The 15538-nt window shown below is 67.8% G+C and carries 18 protein-coding genes and 1 riboswitch; of the genes, 8 read left to right on the top strand and 10 right to left on the bottom strand.

Features of this window, described 5'->3' with window-relative positions; genetic code table 11:
- Window positions 1-8: 8 nt before the first annotated feature.
- Entirely contained in the window at window positions 9-692 is a 684-nt protein-coding gene (gene bioD / locus ACUDTM_RS15045) for a dethiobiotin synthase (RefSeq protein WP_061478648.1), read from the bottom strand.
- A gap of 68 nt (window positions 693-760) precedes the next feature.
- Here bioD and ACUDTM_RS15040 point away from each other — a divergent pair, with 68 nt between their 5' ends.
- Together ACUDTM_RS15040 and ACUDTM_RS15035 are read left to right on the top strand one after the other, a co-directional pair.
- On the top strand, window positions 761-1243 hold the full coding sequence (locus ACUDTM_RS15040) for a GAF domain-containing protein (RefSeq protein WP_004140850.1): 483 nt from the start codon (window positions 761-763) through the stop codon (window positions 1241-1243).
- Window positions 1240-1602, top strand: coding sequence for a TfoX/Sxy family protein (locus ACUDTM_RS15035; protein ID WP_053498035.1), 363 nt, complete (start codon window positions 1240-1242; stop codon window positions 1600-1602). The genes ACUDTM_RS15040 and ACUDTM_RS15035 overlap by 4 nt, the downstream gene beginning before the upstream one ends.
- A gap of 89 nt (window positions 1603-1691) precedes the next feature.
- Here ACUDTM_RS15035 and ACUDTM_RS15030 read toward each other — a convergent pair whose 3' ends face one another.
- Window positions 1692-2273, bottom strand: coding sequence for a histidine phosphatase family protein (locus ACUDTM_RS15030; RefSeq protein ID WP_088496578.1), 582 nt, complete (start codon window positions 2271-2273; stop codon window positions 1692-1694).
- A gap of 143 nt (window positions 2274-2416) precedes the next feature.
- Window positions 2417-2639, top strand: a riboswitch (cobalamin riboswitch).
- A 115-nt stretch (window positions 2640-2754) separates the two neighbouring features.
- Between ACUDTM_RS15030 and btuB the strand changes: the two genes are divergently transcribed.
- Window positions 2755-4596 (top strand): TonB-dependent vitamin B12 receptor, encoded by a 1842-nt coding sequence (gene btuB / locus ACUDTM_RS15025; protein WP_445391389.1) that lies wholly within the window; start codon window positions 2755-2757, stop codon window positions 4594-4596.
- A gap of 91 nt (window positions 4597-4687) precedes the next feature.
- Here the strand turns inward: btuB and gph are convergent, their stop codons facing one another.
- From gph to ACUDTM_RS15010, 3 genes are all read right to left on the bottom strand, one after another.
- Entirely contained in the window at window positions 4688-5356 is a 669-nt protein-coding gene (gph, locus tag ACUDTM_RS15020) for a phosphoglycolate phosphatase (RefSeq protein ID WP_072167746.1), read from the bottom strand.
- A 63-nt stretch (window positions 5357-5419) separates the two neighbouring features.
- On the bottom strand, window positions 5420-6211 hold the full coding sequence (locus ACUDTM_RS15015; protein ID WP_005415136.1) for a class I SAM-dependent methyltransferase: 792 nt from the start codon (window positions 6209-6211) through the stop codon (window positions 5420-5422).
- Complete coding sequence (locus ACUDTM_RS15010) at window positions 6208-7137, bottom strand: LysR family transcriptional regulator (RefSeq protein WP_072167744.1); 930 nt, start codon at window positions 7135-7137, stop codon at window positions 6208-6210. The genes ACUDTM_RS15015 and ACUDTM_RS15010 overlap by 4 nt, the downstream gene beginning before the upstream one ends.
- A 108-nt stretch (window positions 7138-7245) precedes the next feature.
- Here ACUDTM_RS15010 and ACUDTM_RS15005 point away from each other — a divergent pair, with 108 nt between their 5' ends.
- Together ACUDTM_RS15005 and ACUDTM_RS15000 are read left to right on the top strand one after the other, a co-directional pair.
- Window positions 7246-7884 carry an NAD(P)-dependent oxidoreductase gene (locus ACUDTM_RS15005; protein ID WP_072167743.1) on the top strand — a complete coding sequence of 213 codons (639 nt, stop codon included), beginning with the start codon at window positions 7246-7248 and terminating at the stop codon, window positions 7882-7884.
- A 65-nt stretch (window positions 7885-7949) separates the two neighbouring features.
- The gene (locus tag ACUDTM_RS15000) at window positions 7950-8861 is read left to right on the top strand and encodes an MBL fold metallo-hydrolase (RefSeq protein ID WP_151355056.1); all 912 of its coding nucleotides are present in this window, start codon (window positions 7950-7952) and stop codon (window positions 8859-8861) included.
- Window positions 8862-9155: 294 nt separating this feature from the next.
- On the opposite strand, the gene dinB is transcribed toward ACUDTM_RS15000, so the two are convergent.
- On the bottom strand, window positions 9156-10250 hold the full coding sequence (gene dinB, locus ACUDTM_RS14995; protein WP_088496438.1) for a DNA polymerase IV: 1095 nt from the start codon (window positions 10248-10250) through the stop codon (window positions 9156-9158).
- 190 nt (window positions 10251-10440) lie between these two features.
- Between dinB and fabA the strand changes: the two genes are divergently transcribed.
- Both fabA and fabB read left to right on the top strand, forming a co-directional pair.
- Window positions 10441-10956 carry a 3-hydroxyacyl-[acyl-carrier-protein] dehydratase FabA gene (fabA, locus tag ACUDTM_RS14990; protein WP_005415130.1) on the top strand — a complete coding sequence of 172 codons (516 nt, stop codon included), beginning with the start codon at window positions 10441-10443 and terminating at the stop codon, window positions 10954-10956.
- Window positions 10956-12164, top strand: coding sequence for a beta-ketoacyl-ACP synthase I (gene fabB / locus ACUDTM_RS14985; RefSeq protein ID WP_151355057.1), 1209 nt, complete (start codon window positions 10956-10958; stop codon window positions 12162-12164). Before fabA ends, fabB begins: the two co-directional genes overlap by 1 nt.
- 128 nt (window positions 12165-12292) lie before the next feature.
- On the opposite strand, the gene ACUDTM_RS14980 is transcribed toward fabB, so the two are convergent.
- From ACUDTM_RS14980 to ACUDTM_RS14970, 3 genes are read right to left on the bottom strand one after another with little or no spacing between them, the layout of a single operon-like run.
- Window positions 12293-12976, bottom strand: coding sequence for an HAD family hydrolase (locus ACUDTM_RS14980; protein ID WP_111008073.1), 684 nt, complete (start codon window positions 12974-12976; stop codon window positions 12293-12295).
- Window positions 12973-13674: a pseudouridine synthase gene (locus ACUDTM_RS14975; RefSeq protein ID WP_072167738.1), complete on the bottom strand. Its 702-nt coding sequence runs from the start codon at window positions 13672-13674 to the stop codon at window positions 12973-12975. The genes ACUDTM_RS14980 and ACUDTM_RS14975 overlap by 4 nt, the downstream gene beginning before the upstream one ends.
- Window positions 13671-14735: a class I SAM-dependent methyltransferase gene (locus ACUDTM_RS14970; protein ID WP_072167737.1), complete on the bottom strand. Its 1065-nt coding sequence runs from the start codon at window positions 14733-14735 to the stop codon at window positions 13671-13673. The genes ACUDTM_RS14975 and ACUDTM_RS14970 overlap by 4 nt, the downstream gene beginning before the upstream one ends.
- A 157-nt stretch (window positions 14736-14892) precedes the next feature.
- Between ACUDTM_RS14970 and ACUDTM_RS14965 the strand changes: the two genes are divergently transcribed.
- Window positions 14893-15156 carry a hypothetical protein gene (locus ACUDTM_RS14965; RefSeq protein ID WP_005415125.1) on the top strand — a complete coding sequence of 88 codons (264 nt, stop codon included), beginning with the start codon at window positions 14893-14895 and terminating at the stop codon, window positions 15154-15156.
- A gap of 70 nt (window positions 15157-15226) precedes the next feature.
- Here the strand turns inward: ACUDTM_RS14965 and ACUDTM_RS14960 are convergent, their stop codons facing one another.
- Window positions 15227-15520, bottom strand: coding sequence for a DUF3247 family protein (locus ACUDTM_RS14960; protein ID WP_019660923.1), 294 nt, complete (start codon window positions 15518-15520; stop codon window positions 15227-15229).
- Between the last annotated feature and the right edge of the window lie 18 nt (window positions 15521-15538).

Here is a 15538-nt window from a genome sequence, read left to right as displayed (position 1 = left end):
GAAGCAGGTCAGTCGAGCAGGTGCGTACTCAGGATCTGACCATCCGCCCCCGGCAGATGCGGCAGCCGTCCCCAGCACGGCATCGGCAGGCGCTGCTGCAGCGTGGCGATGTTCTCGTCCTGGCGCTGCATTGCCGGGTCGATGTGGTTGCCGATCCAGCCCAGGCAGTCCACGCCGCTGGCCTGCAGCGATTGCGCGGTCAACCGCGCGTGGTTGACGCAGCCCAGCCGCATGCCCACCACCAGCAGCACCGGCAGCTGCAGCGCACGCACCAGGTCGAGCTGGTCCAGCGTGGCCGAGACCGGCGCCAGCCAACCGCCCACGCCCTCCACCACGACGATATCGGCCTTCGCGCGCAGGCGTTCGAACGCGGCCACGATCGGCGCCAGCTCCACCTGCACGCCGTCCTCGGCAGCGGCCAGCTCCGGTGCCAGTGGCTGCCGCAGCGCATAGGGATTCAGATCGGCATAGTCCGGCACCGGCCAGCTGGCCGCCTGCAGCGCCAGCGCGTCCTCGTTGCGCAGGCCCTGCCCCAGATCCTCGCTGCCGCTGGCCACCGGCTTCATGCCCACTGCACGCAGGCCACGCTGGCGCAGTGCATGCAGCAGCGCGGTGCTGGCCGCGGTCTTGCCGATTTCGGTATCGGTGCCGGTAACGAACAGGGCGGGCGGCAGCGTAGCGGGCAACGGCATCGATGGGCTCCAACAGGGCAACAGTGTGTGCATTATCGCCGGCCCGGTGCACTTGCTAGACTGCGGGCATGTTCGCCAATGCCTCGCTCACCGGCAGCAAGCCGGAACAATACGCCCAGCTGCTGGAACAGGCCCGTGGCCTGGTCTACGCCGAGTCCGACCGCATCGCCAACGCGGCCAACCTCTCCGCACTGGTCTATCACGCCCTGCCCGACCTGAACTGGGTGGGCTTCTACCTGTATGACGGCAAGGAACTGGTGGTCGGCCCGTTCCAGGGCCTGCCGGCCTGCGTGCGCATCCCGCTGGACAAGGGTGTGTGCGGTGCCGCCGCCAGCCAGCGCGTAACCCAGCGCGTGGACGACGTCGATGCCTTCCCCGGCCACATCGCCTGCGATTCGGCCTCGCGTTCGGAGCTGGTGGTGCCGCTGCTGCGCGGCGATGAACTGATCGGCGTATTCGATATCGACAGCCCGAAGGTCGGCCGCTTCGACGCCGACGATCAGGCCGGCCTGGAAGCCATCGCCCGCGTGTTCGTCGAGGCACTGGGATGAGCGCACCGAAGCTGCGCAACATCGGCCCGAAGAGTGCAGCCTGGCTGCGCCAGGTCGGGCTGCGCAGCCGCGAGGACCTGGTGGCGATCGGCGCAGTCGGCGCCTTCGTCAAGGTCAAGCGGGCCGGCTTCAAGCCCAGCCTGAACCTGCTGTACTCGCTGGAAGGCGCATTGCTGGACTGCCACTGGCAGGAGCTGAGCGAGCCGCAGCGTGAGGCGCTGGTGCAGGACTATGAGGCGCGCATCGCCGCGCATCCGCTGAAGGCGGCCGGCCCGGCGTCGGGCCCGGTGCACGAGCAGCGCTTCGATGCCGACGATGACGCCGAGGACAACGTGGCCGAGCGCGCGGACGAGGATTGAGCCGCGCCCTCCTGTAGAGCCGAGCCCACGCTCGGCTGGCCTTTCTGATCGAAGTGCAGCCGAGCATGGCTCGGCTCTACAAGAGCAGATCAGGGCTGCTGCAGTTCCAGCAGCTCGCCCACCAGCCCGACCTCGCCCCGCTCCAGCCACACCCGCAGGCGCGTGCCGTGGTCGATGCGCAGGGCCCAGCACAGCGACATCGGCAGGCCGCAAACCTGCGACAACACCATGCGCAGCGGGCCACCATGGCTGACCACCAGCGTCGGCACCGGATGATCATCATCATCGAGCAGGCGATCCAGCGCGCGCGCGATACGCCGCTCGAAATGCCCCCAGCTCTCGCCGTTCGGCGGCGGGAACGCATGCGGATCGGCGTGGAAGGCGGCCAGCGCATCTTCCGGCAGGTCGAACAGCGACTGCCCGTCCCAATCGCCGAAATCCAGTTCTTCCCATTCCTCGTCCGCTTCGACGTCCAGCCCGCGTGGGGTGGCCAGCGCCATCGCCGTGTGCAGCGCGCGCAACCGCGGTGAACTGATCACCCGCTCCCAGCGTTGCTCGGCATAGGCCTCGACCAGCTCCTGCGGCAGGCCGGCCAGCTGCGGTGGATCGCTGCGGCCATCAAGGAACTCATCGCGACCGTTGCCGGCATGGCGGACCAGGTCGAGGATCATGCGTGCGTCCCGGACGGGCGACGCAGGTACAACGGAGAACGGGCAGACATCGGTAACGGCACCACGGGATCGAGCAACCATTCTAAAGGCACAGCAAAGGCAGCCGCGCAGGCGCGACGCAACGGGACGGCCTGCGATGCCGTAGACTGCGCGCACTTCCAGGTGACCTGCGGCCGTGGCCGGCAGGTTGAAACGGGAAGCCGGTGACGCGTGATTCCACGCCAGGCCGGCGCTGCCCCCGCAACGGTAAGCACGTCAGTTCCAGGCAACACCGCCACTGTGCCGCAGGCATGGGAAGGCGCCTGGACGGTGGCCTCGCGCCACCCGGCGGCAAGCCCGGAGACCGGCCCGGAAGCCTCAGGTCGCGATGCGGTGGGCATGGCGCTGGATGACCGTGGCGTGCGCTGCGGCATCGGCGCGTGCCTGCCTTCGCGGCTCCGCCCCTTCGCCACGCGGGCGTGCGTGGCACCTGGAGTCCCCCATGAAGCTGCAGTCCCGAATGCTGTCCCTGGCCGTACTGGCCGCCCTGCCCGCGCTGGCACAGGCCGCCGATGACACCACCGCGCTCGACCAGATCCTGGTCACCGCCACGCGCACCCCGATCGCCCTGCAGGACAGCATCGCGCCGGCCCAGGTGATCGACCGCGCGCAGATCGAATCCAGCCAGGCCACCTCGCTGCAGGAACTGCTGCGCGGCCGCGCCGGCATCAACCTGACCAATGCCGGTGGGCTCGGCAAGCAGAGCTCGCTGTTCCTGCGCGGCACCAACTCGGGCCACACCGTGGTGCTGGTCGACGGCGTGCGCATCAACAGTGCCGACCTCGGCCTGGCGATGTACCAGGACCTGCCGCTGGCGCAGATCGAGCGCGTGGAAATCGTGCGTGGCCCGCAGTCGAGCCTGTACGGCGCCGATGCCATTGGCGGCGTGATCCAGATCTTCACCCGCCGCAACCAGGGTGATTTCGCCCCGCACTTCCAGCTCGGTGGCGGCAGCAACGGCCTGCGCGAAGCCAGCGGCGGGATCGGTGGCGGGACCGAACGCGGCTGGTTCGGCGCCGACATCGCCTACCAGCATTCCGATGGCATCGATGCCTGCCGCGGCTCGGCAACGCTGTTCACCGGCTGCTTTGCCGACGAACATGACCGCGATGGCTACCGCAACCTGTCCAAGAGCCTGCGCGGTGGCTACACCTTCAACGACCAATGGAACGTGGAAGGCAGTGCATTGCGTGCCGACGGAAAGAACCATTACGACGGCTACTACAACTATTCGGAAACCCGCCAGCAGGTGCTGGCCGGCAAGGTGCGCTACACCCCGTCCGAACGCCTGGCGTTCACCGCCAATGTCGGGCGCAGTGACAACGAGTCGGACAACTTCGGTGACTTCGGTGCCCGTGGCAGCGCTCAGACCCACCGCGACAGTGCCTCGCTGCAGGGTGACTTCACCTTGGCCGAAGGCCAGCTGCTGAGCACCGGCGTGGACTGGAGCGAAGACAACCTGGATGGCAGCAGTGCCGGATATCGGGTCGACAGCCGCCGCAACACCGGCGTGTTCGTGCAGTACCAGGGGCGCTTCGGCCGCCACCAGCTGCAGGCCAGCGCGCGCAACGACGACAACCAGCAGTTCGGCAACCACGCCACGGGCAGCCTCGGCTGGGCGATGGAGCTCGGCCACGGCCTGCGTGTCAATGCCAGTTACGGCACCGCGTTCAAGGCGCCGACCTTCAGCGACCTGTATGACCCGTGGAGCGGTGTGCCGACGTTGAACCCGGAGAAGTCCAAGAGCGCCAACCTGGGCGTTTCGCAGCAGGGACAGGGCTGGCACTGGGGCCTGGACGTCTATGAAACCCGCATCGATGATCTGATCACCTACGATGCGGCGACCTTCAGGATGCAGCAGGTGGAGAAGGCGCGCATCCGCGGTGCCGAACTGACCGGTGGCGTGCTGCTGGCCGGCTTCGACATCAACGCCCAGCTGAGCTACACCGACCCACGCAACCGCACCGGCGGCAGCACGCAGTTCGACAACTGGCTGCCGCGTCGTGCACAGCAGACCGCGCGCTTGGACATCGACCGGCGTTTCGGGGACTTCCGCGCAGGCCTGACGGTTCAGGGTGCGGGCAAGCGCTATGACGATGCCGCCAACGCGGTGAAGGTGGGGGGGTACGGCACGCTGGATCTGCGCGCCGAGTACGCGCTGACGCCGTCGTGGTCGCTGCTGGCGCGTGCCACAAACGTGTTCGACCGCAGGTATGAGACGGTGGCGTGGTTCAACCAGCCGGGCCGTGAGTACCAGTTGAGTGTGCGTTACCAGCCGAAATGAAAGAAGGCGCCGGGCATTGCCCGGCGCTTTCTCTGTAGAGCCGAGCCCATGCTCGGCTCAGGCAGCAAAGCAGCCGAGCATGGGCTCGGCTCTACACCGGGACGCCGGCGGTCAACCCCGGCAGTTCACGCAGGTCGTCGATCACCGCCACCGCATGCGCGCTGGCCAGGTCCAGGCCGCGCGGATAGCCGTAGCGCACCAGCGCGATCGGCATGCCCGCATCTTCGGCGGCGCGGTAGTCGGTCAACGAATCTCCCACCATCAGGCACGCCTGCACCGGCAGCCCGAAGTGCGTGGCGATGTGCCGCAGCGGTTCGCCGCTGGGCTTGCGCTGTGGCAGTGAATCGCCGCCCAGTACCAGCGCGAACGCATCACCGATGCCCAGGTGCTGCAGCAGCGGCGGCACCAGTGCTTCGGGCTTGTTGGTGCAGATCGCCAGTGGCACGTCGCGCGCGCGCAGCTGCGCCAGTGCCTCGGCCACGCCATCGAACAGGCGCGGGCTGCGCAGCAGGCATTCACGGTAGTGCACCATGAACACCGGCATGACCTCGGCCAGGTCGACCTCACGACCGGCGGCGTGCACGGCCTGTTCGACCAGGCGGCGCACTCCGTCGCCGATCCAGCCGAGCACGGTGGCTTCCGGCACGCGTGCCATGCCGATGGCTTCCAGCGTGCGGTTCAGCGCTTCGGCGATGTCAGATGCGCTGTCGACCAGCGTGCCATCGAGATCGAATACGACCAGCGGATAGGGATACGACAAGGGACGACGCCTGTACAACGTGGGGCCGCCCATTGTACGCCGCGTTCTTTTCCAGGATCCGCCTCATCCGATCCTGCGTGCGCGGGTGGCCAGAAAGGTGGGCAGGTAACGGTCGATCAGGAAGCGCGGCTTCGGCTGCCAGTCTTCCATGAACCGATCAATCACGAAGCCTGCATCCAGCTGCCCGCCGATCAGTTCGGTCAGGCTGTGGCCAAAGGTCAGCGCATCACCGCGGGCGAGTTTCGCCTCACGCTCTGCGGCGGGCAGGTCTTCCAGGTCCGAATAGGGAATGGCGTACTGCGGCCGGATCAAACCCTGTGCGTCCAGCTGCGGATCACGTGCACCGACGAACAGCACCGGGTTGTAGAAACTGGCCATCAACATGCCATCGCGCGCCAGCACGCGGCGGCATTCGGTCCACACCGGGCGCACGTCGGGCACGTACAGGTTGGAGATCGGATGGAACACCACGTCGAAACTGTCGTTGGCGAATACGTGCAGGTCGCGCATGTCGCCCTGCACCGTGCGCAGCTGCAGTCCATCACGCGCAGCGACCCGGCGGTCCTGTTCCAGCTGCCCGTCGGACAGGTCGAACACGGTGACGTCGGCGCCCGCAGCGGCCAGCACGGGGGCCTGCTGGCCACCACCCGAGGCCAGGCACAGGATGCGGCGGCCGCGCACGTCGCCCAGCCAGTCCAGTGGCAGCGCGCGTGGGGTCAGGTGCACCTGCCAGCGGCCTTCGCGCGCGGCGGCAATGGTTGAACTCTCCACCGGGCGCGACCATTCGCGCACTTCGCTGGCCTGGCGGTCCCAGGCAGCACGGTTGTGGTCGATCAAGGCCTGTCCATGGTTCATGTGTTCTCCTTGCCCGGTGGGCGCCAATCCAGATCCTGGAAGGCCGGGCTGGCGAAACACTCGGCCAGGTAATCCAGGAATCGCCGCATGATAGCGGGCTGCTGGCGCCGTGATGCGTACACGGCATGAATGCCGAGCTCGTCCAGACTGAATCCGGGCAGCAGTTCGATCAGCTCGCCGCTGCGCAGCAGTGGCGCCACCTGGTAGGTCGGCAGCATGGCGATCCCGGCACCGGCGCGTACCGCCTCCAGCAGCAGCGAGGCATCGTTGGCGCTGATGTTGCCGCCCACCGCCACCGACAGCGAACGGCCATCGCGGTGCAGCTGCCACAGGCTCTTGCCGACGTAGTGGTGGGTCAGGCAGTTGTGCGCGGCCAGGTGCTCCGGCGCGGTCGGCGTGCCACGCGCCTGCAGGTACGACGGCGTCGCGCACAGCACCGAGCGGCAGGTGGCCAGCCGCCGCGCGATCAGGCTGGGGTCGATCTGGCGCGCGATGCGCACGGCCAGGTCCACGCGCTCCTCGACCAGGTTCACCGTGCGGTCGACCAGCAGCAGCTCGATGCGCGCCGCCGGATGGCGTGCGACGAAACCGGCCACCGCCCGCGCCAGGTGGCTCTGCCCGAACGACACGCTGGCGGTCACCCGCAGCGTGCCGTGCGGCTCGGGATCATCACTGGCCAGCTCGCCCTGCAGTTCTTCGCCGATTGCCAGCATCTGCCGGAAGCGCGCCAGCGCCGCCTCGCCCGGGCCGGTCAGGCTGACCCGGCGTGTGGTCCGGTGCAGCAGGCGTGCGCCCAGCCAGCCCTCGACCTCGGCCAGGTAGCGGCTGACCATCGCCCGCGACATGTCCAGCACTTCTGCGGCGGCGGTGAGGCTGCCGCGCTCGGCCACCTCGACAAACACGGCCATGGCGGTCAATCGGTCCATATGCTCGATTCGTGCAACAAACAAGCGCGTTATACGCTGTTTTTCGAGCGACTGCAGCGGCCTAGAGTGGCCCCATTCCCAGCCCACATCGCCCCACGGAGTCCTGCCATGAAGATCGCCCTCGTTGGTTCCACCGGCAACATCGGCCGCCAGATCGCCCGCCACGCGCTGGCCCACGGCCACGAACTCACCGTCATCGTGCGCAGCGCGCAGGACCTTCCGGCCGAACTGGCCGGTGCCCATCCGGTGATCGCCTCGTTGGATGACCAGGACGCGCTGGTCGCCGCCATCGCTGGCCACGACGTGCTGGCCAGCGCCTACGGCCCGCGTCCGGGCGATGACATCGGCCGCGTGGGCGAGATCGCCGCGCAGCTGGCGGCCGCCGCGCGCAAGGCCGGCGTACCGCGCCTGATGGTGGTGGGTGGCGCCGGCAGCCTGGAAGTCGCGCCGGGCGTGCAGCTGGTCGATACCCCCAACTTCCCGGAAGCCTACAAGCCGTACGCGCTGGCCCATCGTGAAGCCTTCAATCGCCTGCAGGCAGTGGACGACCTGGACTGGACCTTCTTCTCGCCGGCCGCCGAAATCGGCCCGGGCGAAGAGCGCGGCCAGTACCGTGTGCAGCCCAAGGCCTTCCTGGCCGACGCCAGCGGCCACAGCCGCATCAGTTATGCCGACTACGGCGCCGCGTTCGTCGCCGAGCTGGAAGCGCACCAGTACCCGAAGCAGATCATCACGGCCGCGTACTGATCGACGCGCGAGCCCTGTAGGGCCAAGCCCACGCTCGGCTCCCTATCCGACACAAGGAATTCCCCATGCGTACCGCTGCCCTGCTGCTTCCCCTCGCCCTGGCCGCCACGTTCACCAGTGCGCCGCTGCTGGCCGCACCGGCCACCGCGGCGCCGACCATCGCGACGAAATCACAACTGCACCTGCAGACCTTCCATCCCGGCCCGCAGGCGATGTTCTCGGTATCCTCGGTGCTGATCGAAGGCCGCCACGACGCGATCCTGGTCGATGCACAGTTTGGTGCCAGCGACGCGCGCAAGCTGGTCGAACGGATCCGCGCCAGTGGCAAGCAGCTGACCACGATCTACATCAGCCACGGCGATCCGGACTACTACTTCGGCCTGGCCACCCTGCAGGATGCCTTCCCGCAGGCACGCATCGTCGCCACTGCGCAGACCGTCGCCCACATCCAGCAGACCCAGGCCGGCAAGCTGGCCTACTGGGGACCGAAGATGGGCGCCGACGTGCCGGCACGCATCGTGGTGCCGCAGGTACTGGACGGCGATGCCCTGCAGCTGGAAGGCCAGCGCCTGCCGTTGATCGGCCTGGATGGCCCGACCCCGGATCGCACGGTGCTGTGGGTACCGTCGCTGCGTGCGATCGTCGGCGGCATTCCGGTGGTGGCCGGTGAGCACGTGTGGATGGCCGACACGCAGACGCCGAAGTCGCACACTGACTGGCTGCAGACCCTGCAGCGGTTGCAGGCACTGAAGCCGAAGGTGGTGGTGCCGGGGCATTACGCGCCGGGTGCGGCGCTGGGTGCCAGTGCGCTGCGCTTCACTGCGGACTACATCCGCGCGTTCGACGCCGAGGCGGCAAAGGCCAAGGACAGCGCGGCACTGGTGAAGGCGATGCAGGCGCGCTATCCGAAGCTGGACGGCGTGGCGTCGCTGGAGCTGAGTGCGAAGGTGGCCAAGGGCGAGATGCAGTGGCCATGAGGTGGGGAGTTTTCTTTTGCAGGGCTGCGCCCTGCACCTGCAGAGGCAACAGCAACAGCTGGCTATCGGTGGGAAGGCGAGGTGGGTCCGGTTGCGGGGGGCGCTGCAAGTACGTCCATGTAAGCTCGGTCGCCGCATCCATGCGGCTCACGCCCCCGCAACCGGACCCACCCCGCCTTCGACAGTTTCCCGCTATCTGTCGGAACCTGCTGCTGATGGTGGGTGCCGACCGTTGGTCGGCACGGGGTCAGAGCCCGTTGCTGCGCAACGGGCTCTGACCCCACTATTTGATGATTAGGTATCTGTGGGATTGTTCATGTCGTGCTCGAACAATTCCCCCTGCACCACCGGTTCCTTTTCGCGGAAGCCGCCCAGCCCGACACCCACCAGCCGATAGCGCGTCTCCGCCGGCAGGTCGACGCGGGCGCGCAGGGCCAGTGCGATGTCGCGCAGTTCTTCCATCGACTCCGGCGGACGTTCCGGGGTGAAGCTGCGGGTGAGAATGCGGAACTGCGCGGTTTTCAACTTCAGCACCACGGTATGGCCGACACGCTCGGTCTTGCGGGTCGCCTTCCAGGTCTTCTCTGCCAGCTGCACGATGGCCTCGGTCAGGTCTTCCAGCAGCAGGTCTTCGGCGAAGGTGTCCTCCGAGGAAATCGACTGCACCTGCTGGTCCGGTTCCACCGGCCGCTCGTCGATGCCGCGTGCGCGGTTGTACAGGCTGCGGCCGAAACTGCCGAACGCTTCTTCCAGATCGATCAGTGCCCACTGCCGCAGGTCGCCGCAGGTGGCGATGCCGCGCGCGGCCAGCTTGCCTTCCATCACCTTGCCGACGCCAGGCACCCGGCTCACCGGTAACGGCAGCAGGAAGGCGTCCACCCGCTGCGGCGGAATCACGAACTGGCCATCGGGCTTGCGCCAGTCCGAGGCGATCTTGGCCAGGAACTTGTTCGGCGCGATCCCGGCTGAAGCAGTCAGGTTCGTCTCCTCACGGATCTGCATGCGGATGGTACGGGCGATGTCGGTCGCCAGTTCGATGCCGCTCTTCGGCTCGGTCACGTCCAGGTAGGCTTCGTCCAGCGACAACGGCTCAACCAGGTCGGTGTGGCGCAGGAAGATCTCGCGCACCTGGCGTGACACCGCCTTGTAACGTGCGAAGTCGGGCGGCACGAAGATCGCATCCGGGCACAGGCGTTCGGCCCGCACTGCCGGCATGGCCGAACGCACGCCGAACACGCGTGCCTCGTACGATGCCGCGCACACCACCGAGCGTGCGCCGCGCCATGCCACAACCACCGGCTTGCCGCGCAGTGACGGATCGTCGCGCTGCTCCACCGACGCGTAGAACGCGTCCATGTCAACGTGGATGATCTTGCGCAGTCGGGTCATGTCAGGTGGAAAAGGCGGGGCCGGGCCGGGTGGGCCACACGCCGAAGTATGGTCGTTGCACATCAACAGGATGCGCGTATTCCCTTGAAAACACTACGGTTGCGTACGGTTGAAATGTTTGATCGGCGCAGTTTCCACGGGCATTCTCGGGCGCTTGTTTCCCTGTTCTCCGCTTCCAGGATTGTGCTTCATGACCCGTCTCCACGCGTTCAACCGCGAACAGCTGCTGGCCAGCGCACGCGGTGAACTGTTCGGCACCGCCGCCGGCCGTTTGCCCAACGACCCGATGCTGATGTTCGACCGCATCACCGACATCCGAGAGGACGGCGGACCGCATGGCAAGGGCATGGTACGCGCCGAACTGGATATCCGCCCGGACCTGTGGTTCTTCGGCTGCCACTTCATCGGCGACCCGGTGATGCCAGGCTGCCTGGGCCTGGATGCCATGTGGCAGCTGACCGGCTTCTTCCTGACCTGGCTGGGTGCACCCGGCAAGGGCCGCGCGCTGGGCTGTGGCGAGGTGAAGTTCACCGGCCAGGTATTGCCGGACGCCAAGCTCGTACGCTACGAGATCGACATCAGCCGGGTCATCAACCGCAAGCTGGTGATGGCCCAGTCGGACGCCCGCATGTACGTGGACGACCGCGAAATCTACAGCGCGCGCGACCTGCGCGTCGGCCTGTTCACCGAAACCGGGAGCTTCTGATGCGTCGCGTCGTCATCACCGGCATGGGCATCACGTCCTGCCTCGGCAATGATCTGGATACCGTTTCGGCCGCGCTGCGTGAGGGACGCTCGGGCATCACCGCCCTGGCCGACCACGCCGAAGCAGGCCTGCGCAGCCAGGTCGGTGGCCGCGTCGACCTCGACCTGGACGCCTTGATCGACCGCAAGCAGAAGCGCTTCATGAGCGACGCGGCGGCCTTCGCCTACCTGGCCATGCGCGATGCCATCGCCAATGCCGGGCTCAGCCCCGAGCAGGTCAGCAGCCTGCGCACCGGCCTGATCGCCGGTTCCGGTGGCGGCTCCAGCGAATGGCAGATCGGTGCCGTCGACCTGCTGCGCGAACGTGGCGTGCGCAAGGTCGGCCCGTACATGGTGCCGCGCACGATGTGTTCGACGGTCTCGGCCTGCCTGGCCACGGCCTACCAGATCAAGGGCGTCAGCTACTCGCTGTCGGCTGCCTGCGCGACCTCGGCGCATTGCATCGGCGCCGCTGCGGACATGATCCGGCACGGTGCGCAGGACATCATGTTCGCCGGCGGTGGCGAAGACCTGCACTGGTCGATGAGCGTGATGTTCGATGCGATGGGCGCGCTGTCGACCAGCTTCAACGAAACCCCGGCCAGCGCCTCGCGCCCGTACGACAAGGACCGCGACGGCTTCGTCATCGCCGGTGGTGGCGGCATGCTGGTGCTGGAGGATTACGACCACGCCGTCGCACGCGGTGCGCACATCCATGCCGAACTGATCGGCTATGGCGTAACCTCCGACGGCGCCGACATGGTCGCGCCCTCCGGTGAAGGTGCGGTGCGCTGCATGAAGATGGCGCTGCAGGGTGTCGATCGCCCGCTGGACTACCTGAACACCCACGGCACCTCGACCCCGCTGGGCGATGTCACCGAGCTCAACGCGATCCGCGAAGTGTTCGGCGATGCGGTGCCGCCGCTGTCTTCGACCAAGGCGTTGTCCGGGCACTCGCTCGGTGCAGCCAGCGTGCACGAGGCGATCTACTGCCTGCTGATGATGCGCGATGGCTTCGTTGCCGGTTCGGCCAACATCGGCGAGCTGGACCCGAAGGTGGAGAGCTTCCCGATCCTGCGCGAGAGCCGCGAGCAGAAACTGGATACGGTGATGTCCAACAGCTTCGGCTTCGGTGGCACCAACGCCGCGCTGGTGTTCGGGCGGGTGTGATGGGGACGGGCGTGCCGACCAACGGTCGGCACCCACCCAAGGATGTAGAGCCGAGCCATGCTCGGCTCTGTGCCAACCAAGGTTGGCACCTACCGGGGCACTGGGCCGACCAACGGTCGGCACCCACCTTACTTCGGCAGCAACGGCAGCAGCAGCGCGTGCGCGTCCACCAGGGATCCAACGATGCGGTGGCCCAGGGCACGCAGCTCTTCATCCGGATGCACCAGGTCCGGCACCTGGATCACGGTCATGCCAGCCGCCAGCGCCGCGCGCGTACCGGCCGGTGAATCCTCCAGCGCCAGGCAACGCCCGGGCACCTGCCCCAATCGCTGCGCGGCCAGCAGGTAGATATCCGGCGCCGGCTTCGGCCGCGCCACGTCGCCACTGGTGATCACCGCATCGAAATACGGCAGCAGGCCAGCAGCGGCCAGCTTGCGGTTGGCCCTCGGCTGCCGCGTGGTGGTGGCCACCGCCCGCGGTACCGCGTGCGCTTTCAGCAGCTCCAGCAGTTCCAGGATGCCTGGACGCAACGGCAACCCGGTCTGTGTGCGTGCCTCATACAGGTCGTGGCAACGTGCGGCCACCGCATCGATCACGCTGTCCTCGATGCCCTGCGCGCGCAGCAGCGCGTGCGAATCGCGGTCGCCGAGGCCGACCATGCGCAGGAACACCGCCTCGTCCAGGCCCAGCCCGAATTCATCGGCGGCCTGGCCCCAGCAGTCCAACGAGACACGCTCGCTGTCGATCATCAGGCCGTCCATGTCAAAGATGACGGCGTCGGGAAGAAACGGCAGCGCAGCGATGGGGGTCATGGAGCGAACAGCGTATCCAGGTCGGTAGGGGTGAGCTGCCGCCATTGCCCTTCGTCCAGCCCCTGCAGGTCCAGCCCGCCGACGCGGCTGCGGTGCAGGGCCTGCACGTGGTTGCCGGTGGCGGCGAACATGCGGCGTACCTGATGGTAGCGGCCTTCGTGCAGCACCAGCCGCGCACGGCGCGCATCCAGCACTTCCAGTTCAGCCGGCAGCAGGGGCGTCTTCTCCGATTCCAGCATCAGCGTGCCGCTGGCGAACAGCGCCACCTCGTCGCCGCGCAGGTCCTCGCTCAACTCGACCTCATAGACTTTCGGCAGCTTCGACTTCGGCGAGATGATCCGGTGCAGCAGGCCACCATCGTCGGTCAGCAACAGCAGGCCACTGGTCTCGCGGTCGAGGCGGCCGACCGTGGACAGCACCGGATCGCGGTCACGGAAGCGCGGCGGCAGCAGGTCGTAGATCAGGCGCCCGGTGTCCTTGGTCGAACAGGTGTAGCCGGCCGGCTTGTGCAGCGCGATCGACAGCCCCGGCGGTGGGTCCAGCGGCTCGCCATCGACCCGGATGGCGTCATGCGGCACCTGGTCGTCGGCATACAGCACCTCGCCGTCGGCGTCGGTGACGCGGCCTTCGCGGAACATCCATTGCACCTGCTTGCGGCTGCCATAGCCCAGGTTGGCGATGTGCTTGACCAGCTTCACTTGCCCTTCCCCTTCACGGCTTCCACCAGCTTGAAACCGTCGCGCTCGGCGACCACGCGCACCGCGCCGAAGCTGTCGTTGAGGGTGTGCTCGTAAGGCAGGTGGCGGTTGGCCACCACATACAGGCGCCCGCCCGGGCGCAACGCCTGCGCAGCCACGGCGATGAAGCGCTGGCCGATGTCCGGGCGGTCAGCGCGCGAAGGCGTGTGGAACGGCGGGTTGCTGATGATGACGTCGTAGCCCGGCTCGATGCCGGCGGTGACGTCCTGCCACAGGAAACGCAGCGGCAGCGGTCGCGGCGGCGGCGCCAGATTGAGCTCGGCCAGTGCCAGCGCGCGCTGCTCGGCCTCGTACAGGTCCAGCGCGGTGATCTTCGGGCAGCGTTCCAGAAGTTCGCGCGACAGATAGCCGTAGCCCGCGCCGAGGTCGGCGGCGCGTCCGGCCAGGTCGGCCGGCAGGTGCTCGGCCAGCAGCGCCGACGCCGGATCGATGCGATCCCAGGCGAACACGCCCGGGCGGCTGAGGAAGCGACCGCCCACGATCGGGCGCACCGCATCCAGCGCCGACCAGCGCTTGGCCAGGTCAACGTCGTGCCGGCCCTGCAGCGGGGCGGTCCAGTACACGCGGCAGTGGTTCTTGGTCAGGCAGCCACCGAGGCCGGCCAACTGCTTGAGGTCGCCCTCGCCCGAACGCGCACCTTCGTTGTTGGACTGGCAGGCAACGATGCGGCCGCCATCGGCGACCAGCGCCAGCGCACGGGCGAACAGCGCACGGGCTTCTTCGCGCTGGCGCGGCGGCAGCACCAGCACCAACGGGTAGCGGCCCTTGCCGGCCGCGTCATCCAGCTGGCCGCTGACGGTCCAGCCGGCAGCCTGCTGCAGCGGTTGCGCGAACGGGGCGAAGCTCTGTTCGCAGTGCACCTCGCGGTTGCCGGCCACTTCGCGCAATGGCCAGCCATCGCGGGCACGCAGGAAAGCCACCGGGCCCTCCGGCCAGCGCAGGGCGCCTTGGGAGAACGGCAGGAGCAGGGTCTGCAGGGGGGCGTCGTCGCTGGAGGCCATCGGCGCGGGTACTTCAAGCGTGAGGGCCGTCCATTGTACCGGCTTGGCCGGGCCGGCCCCGGCGGCCCGCTTTGCGAAACCCGAACGGGGCCTTGATCCGCCAGAAACATTGAAACGTTCAGGGTAGAGGCTCCCCCGGAAACCCAGGAGAACCTGCATGCGAGCCTTGTTCGTCGGTGGCGTGGTCGACAACAGTGAAATGGACCTGGAAGGCAGCCATCCGCCCGTGCACTACCCCGAGGACACCGGCGGCGGCCACTCGCGCTACCGGCTGCATCAGATCGGTCATGGTGCCGACGGCAGCGTTGCCTACGCCGTCTATGGGGCACCGGACCTGGCCGATGACGAGGTGGCGAGGGTTGCAGAGGAGCGTGCGTACGCACGCCGATTCGAGGCGACGCCGACGTTGTTCGAGCACTGACACATCCGTAGCGCCCGAGCCCACGCTCGGGCGGCGGCAGAGCCGAGCGTGGGCTCGGCTCTACACCGGATCAAGGCGCCTTGGGTGGCAGGCGGTTGATACTGGCGATTTCATCCAGCCACACATGGTGCTGCTGCACCGGCGTGTCGTAGTCATCCAGGCGCAACTGGCCGTTGCTGCCTTCATCACCAGCGGCGTTGCGGTATTGCTGCACAGTTGGCCTCACCGCCACCGTGCCGAGCAGGCGGCGGCCATCGTGCAGAATCAGTTCCACCTGCGTTTCGCCATCCAGCTGCGGCAGCAGGGCTTCCAGGCGCGCGATCTGCGCCGGATCGGTGTGGATACGTGGAGCTATACGGGACATCGGCGACCTCCTGATTGC

Source organism: Stenotrophomonas maltophilia group sp. vghtpe118, assembly GCF_052605195.1.
Note: the sequence above shows the minus strand (reverse complement) of the source record. Positions and strands in the feature narration are given on the sequence as shown.